The organism is Pantoea sp. QMID4 (assembly GCF_030270445.1).
In the GTDB taxonomy this organism is placed as follows: Bacteria; Pseudomonadota; Gammaproteobacteria; order Enterobacterales; family Enterobacteriaceae; genus Pantoea; species Pantoea vagans.
Genome location: NZ_BSXL01000006.1, coordinates 155,124 through 174,678 on the forward strand (window position 1 = coordinate 155,124; position 19,555 = coordinate 174,678).

The following is a 19,555-nucleotide window of genomic DNA, read 5'->3' on the forward strand; positions in this document are numbered from 1 at the left end:
GCTCGATCAGTCAGGCTTTTTTCTGTTTGTAACGGTCAAAAATTACCGCCGCTAACAGTATCAGACCGCGCACCACATACTGTGAGAATGGCGAGATATTCAATAAATTCATCGCATTCTCGACGGTGCCGAGAATTAATACCCCTGCCACCACGTAGGAAATCTTGCCGATGCCGCCCTTCAGCGACACGCCGCCCAGTACGCAGGCAGAAATCACCACCAGCTCATAGCCGATGGAGGTCATGGGCTGACCGCTGGTCATACGTGACGCCAGGATGATGCCCGCCGCCGCCGAAACCAGACCGGAAAGAATGAAGATGATGATGCGGGTACGCACCACCGGCACACCGGCCAGTCGCGCGGCCTCTTCATTGCCGCCAATCGCCAGAGTATTACGGCCAAAAGTGGTTTTGTTGAGCAGGAAGCCGAAGATCAGCATGGTCGCCAGGGTCAGCCAGATGGGCGCAGGCACGCCAAGCCAGTTGGCAAAGCCCAGCTCAAAGAAGCGCTCATCTTCAATCCCGACTGCTTTACCATCCGAGAAGATGTAAGCCAGGCCACGCACGATCTGCATGGTCGCCAGCGTGGTGATCAGCGCATTGATCCTGAGTCGGGCAATCACAAAGCCGTTGATAAAACCGGTGATCATGCCGAGCACCAGACCGGCTGCCACGCCAATCCACAGGCTTTCAGTCATGTTGATCACCACGGCGGTCACAACACCCGCACAGGCGATAACGGACGCGACAGACAGGTCAAAATCCCCGGAGGCCAGACAGAACAGCATGCCGCAGGCGACCATGCCGGACATCGACATCGCCAGTCCTAAGCCTTTCATATTGATAAACGAGCCAAAGTTCGGTACAAAAATCGCACAGACAATAAACAGCAGCGCAAAGACAACCAGCATGCCGAAGTTGTCCCAGATGCGACCTAACTGCAGGCCGCCGCGTGAAGCGGGCTGCGGCGTATTTGAGGTCGTGGATGAAGCCATGATGATCTCCTGTCAGGCCACGGCGGCCGCTTGAGTAGTTTTGGGCATCGCCAGGCTCAGCGTCTGCTGCTCCGTGGCGTCGTCGTGCAGCAGTTCACCGGCAATGGCACCCTCGCGCATCACCACGATGCGATCGGCCAGGCCCATCACTTCCGGTAAATCGCTGGAGGCGAACAGCACCGCAATGCCCCGGTTCGCCAGCTGATAAATCAGGTTATAAATTTCATGTTTGGCACCGACATCGATGCCGCGCGTAGGCTCATCCAGCAGGATCACTTTCATATCCTCAGAGAGCCAGCGTCCCAGAATCGCCTTCTGCTGGTTACCGCCGGAGAGGTTCATGATCAGCTGATCGGCGCTGGGCGTTTTGATGTTCAGCGAGCGGATATGGCTGTCGGCGTTTTTATTTTCCCAGCCGTTTTTAATCAGGCACCCAGCGGTAAGATTATGACGACGGGCGCTGATGTTGATGTTGTCGCGCACCGAGTGCACCGGAATAATGCCCTCGGCTTTGCGGTCTTCCGGACAAAGCATGATGCCCGCACGGATAGCGTCGATGGGTTCGCGCAGCGGCAGCGGTTTTCCGTCCAGGATCACCTGACCGCCACGCAAACGCGTGCCGCCAAATAACCCTTTCAGCAGTTCACTGCGTCCGGCTCCCACCAGGCCAAACAGCCCCACGATTTCACCGGCATGAACTTTCAGCGAAATCGGCGTACGCACGCCTTTCGCTTCCACCTTGTCCAGCTCAAGCCGCACGTCGCCTTTAGCGCGTGGTGAGTAGCCATAGATATCACCCAGATTACGTCCCACCATCGCCTGCACCAGATCGTCGTGATGGGTGTTAGCCATGTCAGTAAAGGTCCGCACGTAGCGGCCATCTTTGAAGACGGTGATGGCGTCACTGAGGGCGAAGATCTCTTCCATGCGGTGTGAAACATAGAGCACCACCCGGCCCTCCTCGCGGAGCTGACGGATAACGCGGAACAGGTTGTCAATTTCACGCGCCGACAGCGAACTGGTTGGCTCATCAAAGGCGATAATGCGCGCGTTGCGCGCCAGCGCTTTGGCAATCTCCACCATCTGCCACTGCCCCAGCGACAGATATTTCAGCGGCATATCGGGATCGATATCCATGCCGAGATTTTTCAGCTGCAGGCCCGCCTCAAATCGCATCAGCTTACGATTGACCAGCCCATGTTTGTGCGGAATCTGACCGAGGTAGATGTTCTCCGCCACACTCATTTCCGGCACCAGATGCAGTTCCTGGTAAATAATGGCGACGCCCGCGTCCAGCGCATCTGTGGTGCGTTGAAAGCTCATCGGCTTGCCTTTAATGCGAATCTCACCGCCGCTCGGCTGATAACTGCCGCTGAGTATTTTTAACAGCGTTGATTTGCCTGCGCCGTTCTCGCCCATCAGCGCATGGACTTCACCGCCCCGGCAGTCGAAGGAGATATCCTGCAACGCTTTCACGCCAGGGAAGGTTTTACTGATGCCATGAAACGACAGAAATGCTGAATCAGTGTTCATGCTGGTCCTCACTCTTTCGCGCCACCGGCCTGTCAGGGCGGGCGGCGCGAAATCGGCTATTAAGGAGGCCGGGCTGCAGACAGCCCGACAGGCTCAGGGTTACATCAGTCCTTTTTTCGCCAGTTCAGTTTTGAAGTTGTCACGGGTGATCAGCACCACATCGGTAACTTCGGTGAACTTCGGTGGCTCTTCACCCTTGCTGACCCAGTTGTAGAGCATCTGGCTACTTTTGTAGCCGTGGATATCCGGGCTTGGCAGCAGCGAACCGTAGAAGCCGGTCGCCTTGTCTTTCGACAGTTCACTGATGGCATCGACGCCGTTGATGCCGATACCGATGACGTCAGCCGCTTTAAAGCCCTGTCCTTCGGTGGCACGCACGCCGCCTAGCACGGTGTTGTCGTTCATGCCGACAACCAGCCAGTGTTTAACTTCAGGATGCTGCACCAGCAAGGAATTACCGGCGTCAAATGCGCCAGGGATATCGTTAGATTTGGTGGGAACCTGGTAGATCTGGGCTGCCGGGAAGCCTGCGGCTTTGATCGCGTCCATTGAGCCGCCGGTACGACGACGTGCGGTATCGAGTTCGTTCGCGGTAATCGCCATCACGCCGGTGGTTTTCACATCCCAGCCGCGTTTCTGCATCTCTTTATAGAGCTCCTGCCCCTGACGCTCACCAATTTTGGTGGCCGCCATCATCACCAGCGGCACGGTGTCCATTGGCTTGCCTTTGGCGGTGACGAACTGGTCATCCACGGCGATGACTTTCAGACCGTAGCCGCGTGCCTTCGCCATGATGGCGGAGCCGAGTTTAGGATCGGGGGTACAGATAACAAAACCTTTGGCGCCATTCGCCGCCAGGCTGTCGATGGCATTCAGGGTTTTTTCACCATCCGGCACAGCAATTTTGATGACATCAAAGCCAAGATCTTTGCCCGCTTTGTCGGCGAATTTCCATTCAGTCTGGAACCAGGGTTCCTCTGGTTGCTTGACTAAAAAACCCAGCTTCATGGTCTCGGCGATAGCGGATTGTGACATAACCGCTGCCAGGCCGATGGCCGCGAATGCTTTAGTGAATTTATGCATGATGCTCTCCGGTACCAGGTTATTTTTCGCTGCTAATAACGAATCGGTGTAAACGCTACCAGTTAATTTTCTTATGAGGGTACAGCCTTAAATCAGTGCGTTAGGCTGGCATGTGCTGACAGACTGTCCAGACGCTGGGCTAGTTTTAGCGGTATTAGCGAAGAAAAATGTAGAGCGGTATCACACATTAAAATCACGACAAAATGATCCATACATTCAGCAAATTTAACCTGAGCTTAACTTTTGCAATGGATCACAAAATCACTGCCGATGACAGAAAAGTGCATATTGTCAGCCAGCGATGACTAACTGTTCCGGCGCGCCGAATCCAGGATACAGGAGTTAACTAACTACAGGAGATTCCGATGCGTGCTGGAGCCATCACCCTTGGGCTGGACTTTGGTAGTGATTCGGTGCGTGCGCTGGCCGTAGATTGTCAGAGCGGCAAAGAGCTGCAGAGTGCGGTGTGCAGCTACCCGCGCTGGCAGCAGGGCTTATATAGCGATCCGCACACTAACCGTTTTCGTCACCATCCACAGGATTACATCGACGCGATGGAGCAGGCGTTGCTCGGCGTGCTGAATGCACTGAGCGACGATCAACGCGCCGCCGTGGCCGGCATTGGCGTTGACAGCACCGGTTCAACCCCGGCGCCCATCGACCGCGACGGCAACGTGCTGGCGCTGCGCCCGGAGTTCGCGGAGAACCCTAACGCGATGTTTGTGTTGTGGAAAGATCACACGGCGATAGAAGAAGCAGAAGAGATTAATCAGCTGTGCCACAGCGGCCGCTTTCAGGATTACAGCCGCTATATTGGCGGCATTTACTCCTCGGAGTGGTTCTGGGCGAAGATTCTGCACGTGTCGCGTGAAGATGCAGCCGTGCGTGAGGCCGCCGTTTCCTGGGTCGAGCTGTGCGACTGGGTACCTGCCCTGTTAAGCGGGACGACCGCGCCAGATAAGCTGCGCCGTGGTCGCTGTGCGGCCGGGCACAAAGCGCTGTGGCACGGCGACTGGAATGGCCTGCCCGATGTCGATTTCCTTAATGCACTCGACCCGCTGTTAACCCAGCAGCTCGACTCTCCGCTGTTTACCGATACCTGGACCGCGGATCTGCCGGTCGGCACGCTCAGCCCCGAGTGGGCGCAGCGTCTGGGACTGACGCAGACCGTCACGCTTTCCGGTGGCGCATTTGACTGCCATATGGGCGCAGTCGGTGGCGGTGCCAGACCTTATACGCTGGTGAAAGTGATCGGCACTTCAACCTGCGACATCCTGATTGCGGACGCGGATAAAGTTGGCGATCGCGATATTAAAGGCATCTGTGGTCAGGTCGATGGCAGCGTTGTGCCCGGCGCTATCGGGCTGGAGGCCGGTCAGTCTGCCTTTGGTGATATCTACGCCTGGTTCAGCCGTTTACTGGGCTGGCCGTTACAGCTGGCAGCGCAGCAGCATCCGGAGCTGAAGCCACAGCTGGCGGAGATGCAAAAGAGCCTGATTAAGGATCTGACCGAAGCCTGGGCCGCCAATCCGCAGCTCGACCATCTGCCGGTGGTGCTGGACTGGTTTAACGGTCGCCGCACACCGAATGCTAATCAGCGTCTGAAAGGGGTAATTACCGACCTGAATCTGGGCACCGATGCGCCCGCGCTGTTTGGCGGTCTGGTGGCGGCAACCGCGTTTGGCGCACGCGCCATTATGGAGTGCTTCGAGCAGCAGCAGATCCCGGTTGAGAGCATTCTGACCCTTGGTGGCATCGCACGTAAATCACCGGCGATTATGCAGGCCTGCTGCGATGTGATGAACCGGCCACTGGATATCGTCGCCTCTGACGAGTGCTGTGCGCTGGGTGCGGCCATTTTCGCCGCCGTCGCCGCCGGTGTTCACGCCAGCGTCCCTGATGCACAGCAGGTCATGGCCAGCCCGATTGCCGTCACGCTGCAGCCCGACCCGGCGCGCGTCGCCCGCTATCAACAACTTTATCATCGCTATCAACAATGGTGCGAGACGGCAGAACCTCAATTCGCCGCTCGCCCCGCTTCCGCTACGAGCCTGGCCCAACAGGCGTAATTGTTTCAGGCAGTCTGGACACGGACAGCGCGAAACAGCCAGCGTACGCGGAGTACGTGAGGATTGTGAGCACTGCCCAGGTTCAGAATGACAAATAAAATAGCCTATTGGGTAGGCGCAAAGTGAAGGAGTGGTTTTATGGAACAGTCAAACAGTTACAGCGTGTGGTTTGTCATCGGCACGCAGCACCTCTACGGGGCGGAGACGTTACGCCAGGTTGAACAGAATGCGCGTCAGGTCGTTGAGGGGTTGAATCAGGCCGGTTTACCACTGCGTCTGGAACTGAAACCGCTGGTGAAGTCACCGGATGAAGCGCTGGCCCTGTGTCGCGACGCAAACTATGACAAGCAGTGCGCCGGGATCATTACCTGGCTGCACACTTTCTCTCCGGCCAAAATGTGGATCGGCGGCCTGAGCGTGCTGAATAAGCCGCTGCTGCAATTCCATACCCAGTTCAATGCAGAGATCCCGTGGGACAGCATGGACATGGACTTTATGAACCTGAACCAGACCGCACACGGCGGCCGTGAGTTCGGTTTTATTGGCGCGCGCATGGGCCTGCAGCACAACGTAGTGACCGGTCACTGGAAAGATAGCGCCAGTCAGCAGCGTCTGGGGAACTGGATGCGTGCAGCGCTGGCAAAACAGGCCAGCCAGCAGCTGAAAGTCGCCCGTTTTGGCGACAACATGCGTGAAGTGGCCGTGACCGAAGGCGATAAGGTCGCCGCACAGATTCAGTTCGGCTATTCCGTAAATGGCTGGGGCGTAGGTGATCTGGTTGAAGTAATCAATGGCGTCAGCGATGGTGACGTGAATGCGTTGATCGACGAGTACGAAAGCCTCTATCGCTTTACCAATGTTGCTGCATCTGGTGGCGAAAAACGTCAGAACGTGCTTGATGCCGCGTGTATTGAGCTGGGTCTGAGGCGTTTCCTGGAAGCGGAGGGCTGCCACGCTTTTACCACCAACTTCCAGACGCTGCACGGCATGACGCAGTTGCCCGGTCTGGCGGTTCAGCGTCTGATGGGTCAGGGTTATGGATTCGCCGGCGAAGGTGACTGGAAAACCGCTGCGCTGCTGCGCATTTTCAAAGTGCTGGCTGGCGATCGCAAAGGTGGCACCTCATTTATGGAGGATTACACCTATCACTTCTCACCGGGCAACGATCTGGTGCTGGGCTCGCACATGCTGGAAGTCTGTCCGTCGATCGCCATTGAAGATAAACCGTTGATCGATGTGCAGTTCCTCGGCATTGGCGATAAAGCCGATCCGGCGCGCATGATTTTCTCCACGCCAGCGGGTCGTGCGGTTAACGCCAGTGTGATTGATATGGGTGATCGTTTCCGTCTGCTGGTTAACGTGGTGGATGCTATCGGGCAGCCGAAACCGCTGCCGAAGTTGCCGGTTGCCCGCGCACTGTGGAAAGCGCAGCCATCACTGGCCACCGCTTCCGAAGCGTGGATTCTGGGAGGCGGCGCGCACCATACGGTGTTCAGTCAGGCGCTGACGCTCGACGATATGTATCTGTATGGTGAGATGAATGATATCGAAGTGCTGGTGATTGATGAGCACACCAATCTGCCTGCGTTTAAAGATGCACTGCGCTGGAATGAAGCGTATTACCGGTTGAAACGTTAATAGGTGATTGGTGCTGCCTTTCTTTGATTGGTAGCGTGCTTAAGTGATTAAAAAAGACCGACGCAGGAATTAATTCCGCGTCGGTTTTGATAAAAACTGTGCTATTCAGTCGGGAATGACGGGCGTTACGTAAAGTCGCCGTAAATACATCCCTGTAGGCTCGGCCGCCGGACTACTCGCCTCATCCATGAGGCTCGCCCGCAAGCGGGCCAACGCTTCGCGTTGTTCAAAAACGCTCCCGGCGTTTTGTCCATGCGGCGGACGCTTTACTCCACTGCCCGCCATTTCCTCCTTTTTGTTGAGTCTGAGCGAATATTTCAAAGCTCAGAGCATCAAGCGTATTAGCAATAACTTCATGCGTCAGATGTTTCACTCAACCGCCTACGATTCCTTCCTTTTTGATAGCTCAGTGCAAGTTGTTAAAAGCCATGATCAAACCCAACCGGGAAGAAATGGTATGCCTGAAGAGCAAAGCGTCCACGCAGGGATGGCGCGGCCGATCCGCATGGATGCGGGAATTCTTTGCGATCAGGCATACCTTTCCTGACCTTGCACCCAAATCCCATAGCGATTGTTTTTACGGACATACAAAAGAGCGTTTTAGTCTTTGCTATAACCCTACTCTTTCATCATCTTGCACTTTACTCCACCAGCCTGTATTTCTACATACCTGATAAAACAAGGTAAAAGCGCCATGCAAATTGCCGATCTGAACCAGCATCCCGACTACGCCTCACAAACCGCACAACTGCTGCACTCCGAATGGTCACATCTTCCTGCATGGTCGCATCAGCCCACTATCCTTAAGCGTTTAACACAACGAAACCAGACTACCTCTGCAGAATTTACCCTTATCGCGTCGCCGAATGGCGAAACGGTTATCGCGACCTGTAGCGTCATCCGTTATGAACTGGGCGACATCGCGGCAAGGGAATACTGGATTGGCGAAGTGGTTACGGATAGGAAATTCAGGGGCCAGGGCGTGGCGAAAGCCCTAATCCAGCAGGCGATTGCCCGGGCAAAACACCAGCAGATTGGCGAGCTCTGGCTCTATACACCCGATCAACAGGCGTACTATCAGCGTCAGGATGGCGGGCGGTAGAACAGCGGCAGGTAGCGGATGAAAACGTCACGGTGATGATGCTGCATCTGGCACAATAAATCGCGGCTCCTGAGAGCCGCCATTTACCCGTTTACTCAGCCAGGGATTCGCTTAACCGGCGCGTTCTGCTGACGATCCCAGATCACCGTCAGCAACCGCTGCAGCGCGATAAACGCAAACAGCAGGATCCCGATGGCGATCTTAGTCCACCACGAACTCAGCGTGCCATCGAAATTAATCCAGGTCTGGATCAGCCCCTGAATCAACACACCAAACAGCGTGCCCAGCACCGTTCCGACACCACCCGACAACAGCGTGCCACCGATCACCACTGATGCAATCGCATCCAGCTCCACACCCAGCCCGGCCAGCGCATAACCTGCCGAGGTATAGATCGAGAACACGATGCCAGCCAGCGTCGCCAGCGTGGTGGAAAGCATATAAATCCTGATGGTAGTCGCACGGGTCGAAACGCCCATCAGCTGAGCCGACATCATATTGCCGCCGATGGCGTAAACGCGATTACCAAACCGCGTACGGTGCGCCAGAATAATCCCGCCCAACACCACCACCAGCATAATCACCGCCAGCAGACTGAGACGCCCTCCGCCCGGCACTTTCCACGCCAGACTGGAAAGCAGGGTGTAAAACGGATGATCGATAGGAATCGAGTTCTCTGACACCAGATAAGAACAGCCGCGCAGGAAAAACATCCCCGCCAGGGTAATGATAAAGGCCGGGATCTTCAGCGCATCGATTAGCCAGCCCATCATGGCGCCGAACAGCGCACCCAGTGACAGAATCAGCGCAAACGCCAGCAAGGGATCGACATGGAAATCGCCAATCGCCCGCGCCAGAAACACGCCGGTAAAGGCAATCACCGCGCCGACCGACAGATCGATACCGCCTGATAAAATCACAAAGGTCATCCCGACGGCGATAATGCCGAGGAAGGCGTTATCGGTCAGGATATTGCAGATCACCCGGGTGGAAGCAAAACCCGGAAACTGACTCAGACAAAACAGGTAACCCGCCACAAACACCAGTAAGGTGATCATCAGCGGAAGATGACGTTTAATCATGTCGGGCGTCTCCGTTTCAACATCGCAATAAACCGCGGTGACTGCAGCAACAGCACACACATCACCACCACCGCTTTCACCACCTGATTCAGCTCCGGCGGGAAGCCGGAGAGCAGAATCCCGGTATTCATCGACTGAATAATTAGCGCGCCAATCAGCGACAACACCAGATTAAAGCGGCCACCCATCAGCGATGCACCACCAATCACCACGGCGAGAATCGCATCCAGCTCCAGCCATAAACCGGCATTATTAGCATCAGCACCGCGAATATCCGCCGCGACAATCAGTCCGGCCACAGCGGCACAGACGCCACTGATCGCATAAGTCGACATCACCACCAGCCAGCCGGTCACCCCCGCGTTGCGGGCCGCACGCAGGTTAATCCCCACCGCTTCGATAAACAGACCCAGTGCGGTCCTGCGCGTCAGCAGCCAGACGGCCAGCGCCACCATCAGCGTGATCCAGACCGGCACCGGCAACATCCACAGCGAGCCGTTACCAAACCAGCCGAGACTGTCACTGTCAAACGTCACAATCTGCCCCTGCGTAATCAGCTGAGCGATACCGCGCCCGGCGACCATCAGAATCAGCGTGGCAACAAACGGCTGAATACGCAGCAGCGCTACCAGCACCCCATTCCATAATCCACAGGCTAAACCGGTTCCCAGCGTACAGAGAATAATGAACGGCACACCGTGTCCGGCGACGGTCAGTGTCGCGGCCGTCGCGCCCGCTATCGCCATCACCGCCCCGACGGAAAGATCGATGCCGCCGGTAGCGATCACCAGTGTCATGCCAATCGCCAGCAGGGCAACCGGGGCCGCACGGTTAAGAATATCAATCGGGCTGCCGAACAGACGCCCATCCTGCAGGTGCACGGCAAAAAAGTTGTTGGCTACCAGACTGTCGATCAGCAGCACCAGCACCAGCGCGGCGATTTGCGGCATCCCTCGCGGGAACTTCAGCTTACGACGTGGTGGTTTTTCAGATGTCACAGGAGACTCAAGCATGTTTTGCCCCTCCGTCCGCGATAGCATTGACGATCGACGCCACCGAAAGCTGCTCCAGCGGAATTTCTGCCACCTGCTTCAGATCGCGCATGATCAGCACCCGATCGGCATAACCGACCAGCTCTTCGAGTTCAGACGAGATCACCAGCAGCGCCAGACCATCGGCGCACAGGGATTCAATTAAACGGATAATCTCGGCGTGTGCGCCCACATCAATGCCGCGCGTCGGTTCGTCGAGGATTAAAAACTGCGGTTTAGTCACCAGCCAGCGCGACAGCAGCACCTTCTGCTGGTTACCGCCCGATAACAGCTCTACCGGCTGCTCGGCGTGCGGCGTGCGAATACCCAGACTCTTGATAAAACGATCGGCAATCGCCTGCTGCTCGCGCTTCTTAATTGGCCGTAACCAGCCGCGCTGCGCCTGCAACGCCAGAATAATATTTTCGCGAACGGAGGCCGCACCGATAATCCCATCCGTCTTCCGATCCTCCGGGCAAAACCCCATGCCGAGCTGTGAGGCTCTCGCCGGGTTGGTAATCTTCTGCACTTTTCCTTTAATTTTTGCGGTCCCGCGATCGGCCCGACGAATACCAAACAGCACTTCAGCGGTCTCTGTCCGGCCAGAACCCAGCAGACCGGCCAGGCCGACGACTTCACCGGGACGCACCGTAAGGTTAAAAGGTTCGATGGTGCCCTTCCTGCCGTAATCTTCAAACGACACCACTGGCTGATTACTGCGCAGCGTGCTGCCCTGACGCTGTAATGCAGTCTCCAGCAGTTCACGACCCAGCATCAGCTTAATCAGTTCAATCTGCGGCAGCGTGGCGGTATCGCGAGTAGCGATAAACTGCCCGTTACGCAGCACGGTAATCCGGTCAGTAATGCGGTACACCTGGTCGAGAAAGTGGGTCACAAAAATCAGGCTCATCCCTTTGGCTTTCAACTGCGCCATCAGGGTAAACAGCATTTCGACTTCGCTGGCATCCAGGCTGGCTGTCGGCTCATCGAGGATCAGCACCTGGGCCGAAAGATCGACCGCGCGGCAGATGGCAACAATCTGCTGCATCGCCACTGAGTAGTGACCCAGCGGACGTGTCACGTCGAGGGAAAACCCGTAGTTCCGCATCAGCGCATCGGCATCACGCACCATGCGGCGACGGTCGATCATGCCAAAGCGACGCGGCTCACGACCAATATAGAGGTTATCTGCCACCGACATGTTCGGCAGCATATTCACTTCCTGATAAACGGTCCCGATACCCATCTCCTGCGCCTGTGCAGTGTTGTGCGGGGTAATCGGCGCACCATTCAGGGTAATCGTGCCGGCATCACGGCTGTAAACGCCGGTCAGCACCTTAATCAGGGTCGATTTGCCAGCACCATTTTCCCCCAGTAGCGCCATAATCTCCCCTTTGCGGATATCAAAGGAAACATTGCTCAGCGCTTTAACGCCGGGAAACCCTTTGCTGACGCCGCTGATGGATAACAGCGGTGTTTCATTTTGTATCGTCATTCTGCTCACTCCGCCTTACGTCATGAAAAACCGCCCCGAGGGGCGGTCTGCGGCAGGTCTGGGGCGGGTCTGTGGATCAGTAACCCATACCCTTTTTCTTATCCAGCTCCGTCTGCGCGTCAGCAGGCAGGAACAGCTTCGACTCGGTCTTGATGACTTTAGGCGGCAGCGTGCCATCTTTTTTGAATTTCTCAAGGGCATCAAACGCCGGGCCAGCCATGTTTGGTGTCAGCTCCACGTTGGCGTTGGCTTCACCTGCCAGCATCGCTTTGTAGATATCCGGCACACCATCAATTGAGCCGGTCAGAATATCTTTGCCCGGTTTCAGGCCAGCTTCTTTAATCGCCTGAATGGCACCGATCGCCATATCATCGTTATGTGCGTAAACCATGCAGATGTTTTTGCCGTTGTTCTCAGCCTTGATAAAGCTCTCCATCACCTCTTTACCCTTGCTGCGGGTAAAGTCACCGGACTGCGAGCGGATCACTTTGATGTTTGGATGGTTGCTGATCGCTTCAGCAAAGCCTTTCTTACGATCGATTGCCACGCTGGCCCCGACGGTGCCCTGCAGTTCCACCACGTTACACTGCTTGTCGCCCACGGTTTTCACCAGCCAGTCGCCAATCAGTTTGCCCTCCAGTACATTGTCCGCCGTCACCACGGCCTGATAGAGTGATTTGTCTTTCACCACGATAGCGCGGTCCAGCAGGTAAACCGGGATTTTGGCGTCTTTGGCTTCTTCCAGCACCGGCTCCCAGCCGGTCTGCACGACGGGCGCGATGAAAATGGCATCAACGCCCTGGGCAATAAATGAACGTACTGCCTTAATCTGATTCTCTTGTTTCTGCTGCCCGTCGGCGATTTTCAGGGTGATTCCGCGTTTTTTGGCTTCGCTTTTCGCCACGCTGGTCTCAGCCGAACGCCAGCCAGATTCCGAACCTACCTGCGAGAAGCCGACCGTCATATCTGCAGCGAGCACCGGGCCGGTTAACGCGGCGCTGACCAGCGTGGTCAGAAGTAAACGTTTCCACATAGTTTTTAATCCTCTGAAAGGCGTTTGCTGTTTAGGGTAGAGAGCCTGCTTAGACTGGACTAAAAAAGCGTGCATAATGGCGACACACTTCACAAAATAGAGCAATTTAAAGGAGTTACGTGCAGCCGGACGGGTGTGCTGGTCACAGCGTTATGGATAAAACGGCTGAGTAATAAAACAATGTCCGTTAAATAATTGTAATAAACAGAATCGCTTATGCTTAACGTCACTGGAAACGATTACAGACAGGCGTACAAAATGGGTTATCCGGTATGCGATGAACAAAAAATAGGTTTTGTGATTGGCCGCACAGTCGTTCTCGCGTGCTGATTGGGCGCGAAACGTTTCTATGCGTGTAGCGTTAAAAGAATTAATTTTTCTGCCCTGAAATTGTCGCAAAGAGGGCATTGACGTGGCAACTGGCATGAAGGGACGGAAAATGATATTTACGATGCGCATTTAACGCTGCATTCCGGCAGGGTTGTCTGTAAGCTGACAACCTGTTTAAAAGCATCGTGCGGGCAGGCTGGCAAAGACAGCTATTGAAAATAACAGATTTGAACTTTTAGCGGCTAATAAGGTGCCATAGTCTGATTTTCGCTTTTTTTAACCGGCCCGATCTGGACAGCCCTGGCTTGCCCCCTATACTGAGCACTCCTTTGTACTTCTATCTGTTATGGCAATGATGACTGCGCACGATTACCTGCTTAAATTCCGTAAAGTAAATAATTCAGACAGTCTGGAAAAGCTTTTCGATCACCTTAACTACTCCCTTACAAATGATATGGAAATCATCAATATGTATCGGGCTGCCGATCATCGTCGTGCAGAACTGGTTTCTGGCGGACGGTTATATGATCTTGGCTGTGTCCCTAAAACGGTGTGGCGCTACGTGGTCTGATTTCCGGCTGATTAATCGCTCTCTTTACCTCTGACCTTGTCCGGATGGGCGAGCCCCTCTGGACATGTTATTCTGCTGCGCTTCGACTTCCCGAGACAGGAATAACCACGATGAATGAACAGGTTGCTGCGCCGCGTATTGGTGGCTGGCTTTTGCTGCCGCTGGCCTGGCTGATAATGACCCTGTTAACCACCGTTCTGGTGCTGGCGATGTATCTGACCCCCCTTTTTAATCCGGAATGGCGTGTGGCGCTGTTTTCACACGGCAGTACCCTGCTCTCTTACTGGGCCATCTCGCTGCTTACGGCCGTGGCAGTCTGGGCCTACAGCCTCTGGATCAGCTGGCTTTTCTTTAAGCGTTCGCGCCGTTTGCCGCGTCACTATCTGCTCTGGCTGCTGATAACCGTGCTGCTGGCGCTGAAAACCTTTGCCTTTACGCCGGTTGCCGATAGCCGTGCTCTCCAGACATTATTGCTGTCACTGCTCGCGGCGGCGATATTTGCGCCCTATTTCAAACGTTCAAAGCGGGTAAAAACCACCTTTATCGCGCCGTAACGCTGTGAGTTATGTCAGGAATTTAATTCTGAGTGCGGTCTGCCGCCTTGCGGGAGGCGCGGGTGTTGAGATACGCCGCGCTATCAATGATAATAAGCCGCTTTCCGGCTCCCAGGCGAAAAAATGACCGATTATCTGCTTCTCTTTGTTGGCACCGTGCTGGTGAATAACTTCGTATTAGTGAAGTTTCTCGGCCTCTGTCCTTTTATGGGCGTTTCCAAAAAACTGGAAACGGCGATTGGTATGGGCCTCGCCACGACATTCGTGATTACGCTGGCCTCTATCTGCGCGTGGCTGGTCAACCATCTGATCCTGCTGCCGCTGGATCTGGTCTATCTGCGCACCATGGCTTATATCCTGGTGATCGCTGTCGTCGTACAGTTCACCGAAATGGTGGTGCGTAAAACCAGTCCGTCACTCTATCGTTTACTGGGTATCTTCCTGCCGCTGATCACCACCAACTGTGCGGTGCTGGGCGTACCTCTGCTGAGCGTTAACCTCAACCACACCTTTATGCAGGCCGCGCTGTATGGTTTCAGTGCCTCTATCGGCTTCTCGCTGGTAATGGTGCTGTTCGCCGGGATGCGTGAGCGTCTGGTACTGGCCAACGTGCCTGCCCCGTTTAAAGGCAACTCCATTGCCCTGATTACCGCGGGCCTGATGGCGCTGGCGTTCATGGGCTTCAGCGGTCTGGTGAAATTCTGATGACCGCGATCTGGATTGCTGTTGCCGTATTAAGTGCCCTGAGCCTGGTGTTCGGCGCCCTGCTGGGTTACGCCTCGCGCCGTTTTGAGGTGGAAGAAGACCCTATCGTTGAGCAGATTGATGCTATTCTGCCGCAGAGTCAGTGTGGCCAGTGCGGCTACCCTGGCTGCCGTCCCTACGCTGATGCGGTGGGCAACAACGGTGAAGCGATCAATAAATGCGCGCCGGGCGGTGAACAGACCATGCTCAAGCTGGCTGCGCTGCTTAACGTCGAACCGCAGCCGATTGATGGCGATGAAACGGCAAAAGAGCCGGTGCGCACCGTGGCGTTTATCGATGAAGCCAACTGCATTGGCTGCACCAAATGTATTCAGGCCTGTCCGGTGGATGCGATTGTTGGTGCAACCCGCGCCATGCATACCGTGCTGAGCGATGTCTGCACCGGCTGCGATCTCTGTGTCGCGCCCTGCCCGACTGACTGTATTGAAATGCGTCCGGTCGCCACCACGCCAGCTAACTGGAAGTGGGATTTGAATACCATTCCTGTACGGGTGATCCCGGTAGAAACTCATGCTTAACCTGTTTAACTTCCTGAAAAAAGAGAAGGTCTGGGATTTTCAGGGCGGTATTCATCCGCCGGAAATGAAAACACAGTCCAATGGCACGCCGCTCAGCGAACTGCCGCTGCCGCACCGTTTTATTATCCCGCTGAAACAGCATATCGGCCATGAAGGTGAGATCTGCGTTGCGCCCGGCGAGAAAGTGCTGCGCGGTCAGCCCCTGACCTTTGGTACCGGCCGCATGCTGCCGGTCCATGCGCCCACTTCTGGCGTGATTGAGGATATCGGTCAGCATATGACCGCGCACCCTTCTGGTCTGTCCGAACTTTGCATCTTCCTGACGCCCGATGGTGAAGACAGCTGGGTGCCGCTCGATCCGCTGCCAGACTACCGTCAGCATCCGCGCGCCGACATCGTGCAGCGAATTCATGATGCGGGCATCGCGGGTCTGGGCGGCGCGGGCTTCCCGACCGCCACCAAACTGAAAGGCGGCCTGCGCGGGGTTAAAACCCTGATTATCAATGCAGCAGAATGTGAACCTTACATCACCGCTGACGATCGCCTGATGCAGGATTACGCCGCCGAAGTGCTGGAAGGCAGCCGCATTCTCGCCTGGGTGTTACAGGCTGAGCGGGTGCTGATTGGCATTGAAGATAATAAACCTGAAGCGATAGCCGCGCTGAAACAGGCGCTGGGTAGCGAGCGCGATCTGCAAATCCGGGTAATCCCGACCAAATATCCTTCCGGCGGTGCCAAGCAGCTGACCCACATTCTGACCGGCATGGAAGTGCCGCACGGCGGACGCTCAACCGATATCGGCGTGCTGATGCAGAACGTCGGTACCGCCTGGGCGGTTAAGCGGGCCATTATTAACGGGGAACCGATCACCGAACGCGTCGTGACGCTGACCGGCGAGGCGATTGCCCAGCCGCGTAACGTCTGGAGTCGTCTTGGCACGCCAATCAGCCATCTGCTGCATCAGGTGGGTTTTACGCCTGCGCCGCGTCAGATGGTAATTATGGGCGGTCCACTGATGGGCTTTACCCTGCCATCGCTGGATGTGCCGGTGGTGAAGATCACCAACTGTATTCTTGCGCCGTCTGCCAGTGAGATGGGCAACAGTGACGAAGAGCAGTCCTGCATTCGCTGTTCCGCCTGTGCCGATGCCTGTCCGGCCAAACTGCTGCCGCAGCAGCTTTACTGGTACAGCCAGGGCGGCGATCACGATAAAGCGCGTGCCCACCATATCGATGACTGCATCGAATGTGGTGCCTGCGCCTATGTCTGCCCGAGTAACATTCCGCTGGTGCAATATTACCGTCAGGAAAAAGCGGAACTTCGCGCCATCGATCTGGAAGCGAAACGCACACTGGAAGCTAAAGCCCGCTTCGAAGCGCGCCAGGCGCGACTGGAGCGTGAGAAGCAGGCCCGTGAAGCGCGTCATGAAGAGGCGAAACAGCGAGTTGCCCGCACCGATACCAGTGAGCTGGCCGCAGCCAAAGCGCGGGTGAAAGCCCGTCAGGCCGCTGAACCGGATGAAGCGACGCTTGAAGCGCAGCGTGAAGCCCGCCATGCGCAGGCGCGTCTGCGTCAGGCTGAGGCGCAGGCTGAAACCCAGCCGGTAACGCGTCAGTCAGCCGATCCGCGCAAATCGGCGGTTGAAGCCGCGATTGCCAGGGCAAAAGCGAAGAAAGTCTCACCGACTGATACGGCCGCTGACGCCAGTGTCGATCCGCGTAAAGCCGCCGTCGAGGCCGCTGTAGCGCGCGCCAAAGCGAAGAAAGCGGCGCAGGCTGAAAGCGCTGAAGTTGCGCAGGCCGCAACCGACAATGCTGCAGCAGCCTCCTCAGCTGCAGACACTGAAACCGATCCACGTAAAGCCGCGGTTCAGGCGGCTATCGCCCGCGCTAAAGCAAAGAAAGCGGCACAGGCTGAAAGCGCTCCGGCTGCTTCGGAGAGCGTTCCAGAAACCATACCGAACACCGCCGCTGAAACCGACCCGCGTAAAGCCGCCGTTCAGGCCGCTATCGCCCGCGCTAAAGCAAAGAAAGCGGCGCAGGCTGAAGGCGCTGATGCCACGGCTACGGCTGCATCGGAGAGCGTTACTGATGCAGCACCAGACGCCGCCGCTGAAACCGATCCACGTAAAGCCGCGGTTCAGGCCGCTATCGCCCGCGCCAAAGCGAAGAAAGCGGCGCAGGCTGAAGGCGCTGATGCCACGGCGACGGCTGCATCGGAGAGCGTTACTGATGCAGCACCAGACGCCGCCGCTGAAACCGATCCACGTAAAGCCGCGGTTCAGGACGCTATCGCCCGCGCCAAAGCGAAGAAAGCGGCGCAGGCTGAAGGCGCTGATGCGACGGCGACGGCTGCATCGGAGAGTGTTGCAGACGCCGTTCCAGACGCTGCCGTGGAAACTGACCCACGTAAAGCCGCGGTTCAGGCCGCTATCGCCCGCGCCAAAGCGAAGAAAACGGCGCAGGCGGAAAGTGACGCCGATGCCGCTTCCCGTGACGCCGCAGTGCTCGCCACCGCCGCACATTTTGCGGTAGAGAAAGCGGAACAGGCGCAGGAGCAGGCAAATAACGCCAATGCTGAACCTGAACAGGCACCTGAACTGAATCAACCTGATGATGCGCGCAAGGCCGCTATTGCCGCCGCCATCGCCCGTGCCAAAGCGCGTAAAGCGCAGTCGTCTACGACGCTTGAGGATTAAATGGCTTTTCGTATCGCAAGTTCCCCTTATACCCATAACCGCCGCAGTACCGGCAACATCATGCTGCTGGTGGTGCTGGCGGCGGTGCCAGGTTTTGCTGCACAGTGTTATTTCTTTGGCTACGGCACCGTTTTACAGGTCTTACTGGCGATCCTTACCGCCTGGCTGACCGAGGCGGCTATCCTGCGTCTGCGTAAAGCACCGGTTGCCAGCACGCTGGCGGATAACTCGGCGTTGCTGACCGCCATCCTGATCGGTATCAGCCTGCCGCCGCTGGCCCCCTGGTGGCTGGTGGTGATTGGTACTCTGTTTGCGGTGGTCATTGCCAAACAGCTCTATGGCGGACTTGGCCAGAACCCGTTTAACCCGGCGATGGTTGGCTATGTAGTGCTGCTGATCTCCTTCCCGGTACAGATGACCAGCTGGCTGCCGCCTGACACGCTACAGGCGATTAAACCTGGCCTGATGGACAGTCTGAGCATGGTGTTCCAGGGCCACACGCTGGCGGGAGATACCATGCAGCAGTTGCAGATGGGTGTGGATGGCATCAGCCAGGCGACGCCGCTGGATACCTTCAAAACCGGCCTACGCGCCGGTCACAGTGCCGAACATCTGCTGGCGCAGCCGATTTACAGCGGTGTGCTGGCCGGGCTCGGCTGGCAGTGGGTTAACGTCGGTTATCTGGCGGGCGGCCTGTTCCTGCTGTGGAAGAGTGCGATTCGCTGGCATATCCCCGTCGCCATGCTGCTGTCACTGGCGTTCTGCGCCACGCTGGGCTGGTTCTTCTCACCGGAATCGCTGAACAGCCCGCTGATTCATCTTTTCTCCGGTGCCACCATGCTGGGCGCGTTCTTTATTGCTACCGACCCGGTAACCGCGTCGACCACCAATCGTGGTCGTCTGGTCTATGGCGCACTGATCGGACTGCTGGTCTGGCTGATCCGCAGCTTTGGCGGCTATCCTGACGGCGTGGCGTTTGCTGTGCTGCTGGCCAACATCTGCGTGCCGCTCATTGACTACTACACCCAGCCGCGCGTTTACGGCCATCAGAAGGATTAA

At 56.4% G+C, this 19,555-nt stretch carries 17 protein-coding genes; 10 read left to right on the forward strand and 7 right to left on the reverse strand.

Translation table 11 applies throughout. The annotated features are described in order from the left end of the window. Positions 1–10: 10 nt before the first annotated feature. The 3 genes from araH to QSK07_RS14845 form a co-directional block, all read right to left on the reverse strand. Complete coding sequence (gene araH / locus QSK07_RS14835) at positions 11–994, reverse strand: L-arabinose ABC transporter permease AraH (protein WP_098050644.1); 984 nt, start codon at positions 992–994, stop codon at positions 11–13. Positions 995–1,006: 12 nt separating this feature from the next. Then, positions 1,007–2,527 carry an L-arabinose ABC transporter ATP-binding protein AraG gene (gene araG, locus QSK07_RS14840; RefSeq protein WP_033783010.1) on the reverse strand — a complete coding sequence of 507 codons (1,521 nt, stop codon included), beginning with the start codon at positions 2,525–2,527 and terminating at the stop codon, positions 1,007–1,009. Positions 2,528–2,626: 99 nt separating this feature from the next. Further along, positions 2,627–3,610 carry an arabinose ABC transporter substrate-binding protein gene (locus tag QSK07_RS14845; RefSeq protein ID WP_013357782.1) on the reverse strand — a complete coding sequence of 328 codons (984 nt, stop codon included), beginning with the start codon at positions 3,608–3,610 and terminating at the stop codon, positions 2,627–2,629. A gap of 365 nt (positions 3,611–3,975) precedes the next feature. On the opposite strand from QSK07_RS14845, the gene QSK07_RS14850 reads away from it, so the two are divergent. The 4 genes from QSK07_RS14850 to QSK07_RS14865 all read left to right on the forward strand — a co-directional run bounded on the left by QSK07_RS14850 (position 3,976) and on the right by QSK07_RS14865 (position 8,419). After that, on the forward strand, positions 3,976–5,679 hold the full coding sequence (locus tag QSK07_RS14850) for a ribulokinase (protein WP_275219506.1): 1,704 nt from the start codon (positions 3,976–3,978) through the stop codon (positions 5,677–5,679). Between the two features lie 138 nt (positions 5,680–5,817). Continuing rightward, the gene (araA, locus tag QSK07_RS14855; protein WP_285721846.1) at positions 5,818–7,317 is read left to right on the forward strand and encodes an L-arabinose isomerase; all 1,500 of its coding nucleotides are present in this window, start codon (positions 5,818–5,820) and stop codon (positions 7,315–7,317) included. Between the two features lie 187 nt (positions 7,318–7,504). Beyond that, positions 7,505–7,864: a hypothetical protein gene (locus QSK07_RS14860; RefSeq protein ID WP_285721847.1), complete on the forward strand. Its 360-nt coding sequence runs from the start codon at positions 7,505–7,507 to the stop codon at positions 7,862–7,864. Between the two features lie 147 nt (positions 7,865–8,011). Next, positions 8,012–8,419 carry a GNAT family N-acetyltransferase gene (locus tag QSK07_RS14865; protein ID WP_502921720.1) on the forward strand — a complete coding sequence of 136 codons (408 nt, stop codon included), beginning with the start codon at positions 8,012–8,014 and terminating at the stop codon, positions 8,417–8,419. A gap of 95 nt (positions 8,420–8,514) precedes the next feature. On the opposite strand, the gene yjfF is transcribed toward QSK07_RS14865, so the two are convergent. The 4 genes from yjfF to ytfQ all read right to left on the reverse strand — a co-directional run bounded on the left by yjfF (position 8,515) and on the right by ytfQ (position 13,060). Beyond that, positions 8,515–9,501, reverse strand: coding sequence for a galactofuranose ABC transporter, permease protein YjfF (yjfF, locus tag QSK07_RS14870; protein ID WP_098050653.1), 987 nt, complete (start codon positions 9,499–9,501; stop codon positions 8,515–8,517). Continuing rightward, positions 9,498–10,514: a galactofuranose ABC transporter, ATP-binding protein YtfT gene (ytfT, locus tag QSK07_RS14875; RefSeq protein ID WP_098050655.1), complete on the reverse strand. Its 1,017-nt coding sequence runs from the start codon at positions 10,512–10,514 to the stop codon at positions 9,498–9,500. Before ytfT ends, yjfF begins: the two co-directional genes overlap by 4 nt. Then, a complete protein-coding gene (locus QSK07_RS14880) occupies positions 10,507–12,027 on the reverse strand; it encodes a sugar ABC transporter ATP-binding protein (protein ID WP_285721848.1) in 1,521 nt (506 codons plus the stop codon). Before QSK07_RS14880 ends, ytfT begins: the two co-directional genes overlap by 8 nt. Positions 12,028–12,103: 76 nt before the next feature. After that, positions 12,104–13,060 (reverse strand): galactofuranose ABC transporter, galactofuranose-binding protein YtfQ, encoded by a 957-nt coding sequence (gene ytfQ / locus QSK07_RS14885; protein ID WP_013357775.1) that lies wholly within the window; start codon positions 13,058–13,060, stop codon positions 12,104–12,106. Positions 13,061–13,745: 685 nt separating this feature from the next. Between ytfQ and ydgT the strand changes: the two genes are divergently transcribed. The 6 genes from ydgT to rsxD all read left to right on the forward strand — a co-directional run bounded on the left by ydgT (position 13,746) and on the right by rsxD (position 19,555). Beyond that, positions 13,746–13,961, forward strand: coding sequence for a transcription modulator YdgT (gene ydgT, locus QSK07_RS14890; RefSeq protein ID WP_033782999.1), 216 nt, complete (start codon positions 13,746–13,748; stop codon positions 13,959–13,961). Between the two features lie 110 nt (positions 13,962–14,071). Then, on the forward strand, positions 14,072–14,515 hold the full coding sequence (locus QSK07_RS14895; protein WP_013357773.1) for a DUF2569 domain-containing protein: 444 nt from the start codon (positions 14,072–14,074) through the stop codon (positions 14,513–14,515). A 123-nt stretch (positions 14,516–14,638) separates the two neighbouring features. Beyond that, positions 14,639–15,220: an electron transport complex subunit RsxA gene (gene rsxA, locus QSK07_RS14900; RefSeq protein WP_003853423.1), complete on the forward strand. Its 582-nt coding sequence runs from the start codon at positions 14,639–14,641 to the stop codon at positions 15,218–15,220. Then, complete coding sequence (gene rsxB, locus QSK07_RS14905; protein WP_010245386.1) at positions 15,220–15,798, forward strand: electron transport complex subunit RsxB; 579 nt, start codon at positions 15,220–15,222, stop codon at positions 15,796–15,798. Before rsxA ends, rsxB begins: the two co-directional genes overlap by 1 nt. Beyond that, a complete protein-coding gene (rsxC, locus tag QSK07_RS14910) occupies positions 15,791–18,496 on the forward strand; it encodes an electron transport complex subunit RsxC (RefSeq protein WP_285721849.1) in 2,706 nt (901 codons plus the stop codon). Before rsxB ends, rsxC begins: the two co-directional genes overlap by 8 nt. Then, positions 18,497–19,555 carry an electron transport complex subunit RsxD gene (gene rsxD, locus QSK07_RS14915; RefSeq protein WP_275219512.1) on the forward strand — a complete coding sequence of 353 codons (1,059 nt, stop codon included), beginning with the start codon at positions 18,497–18,499 and terminating at the stop codon, positions 19,553–19,555.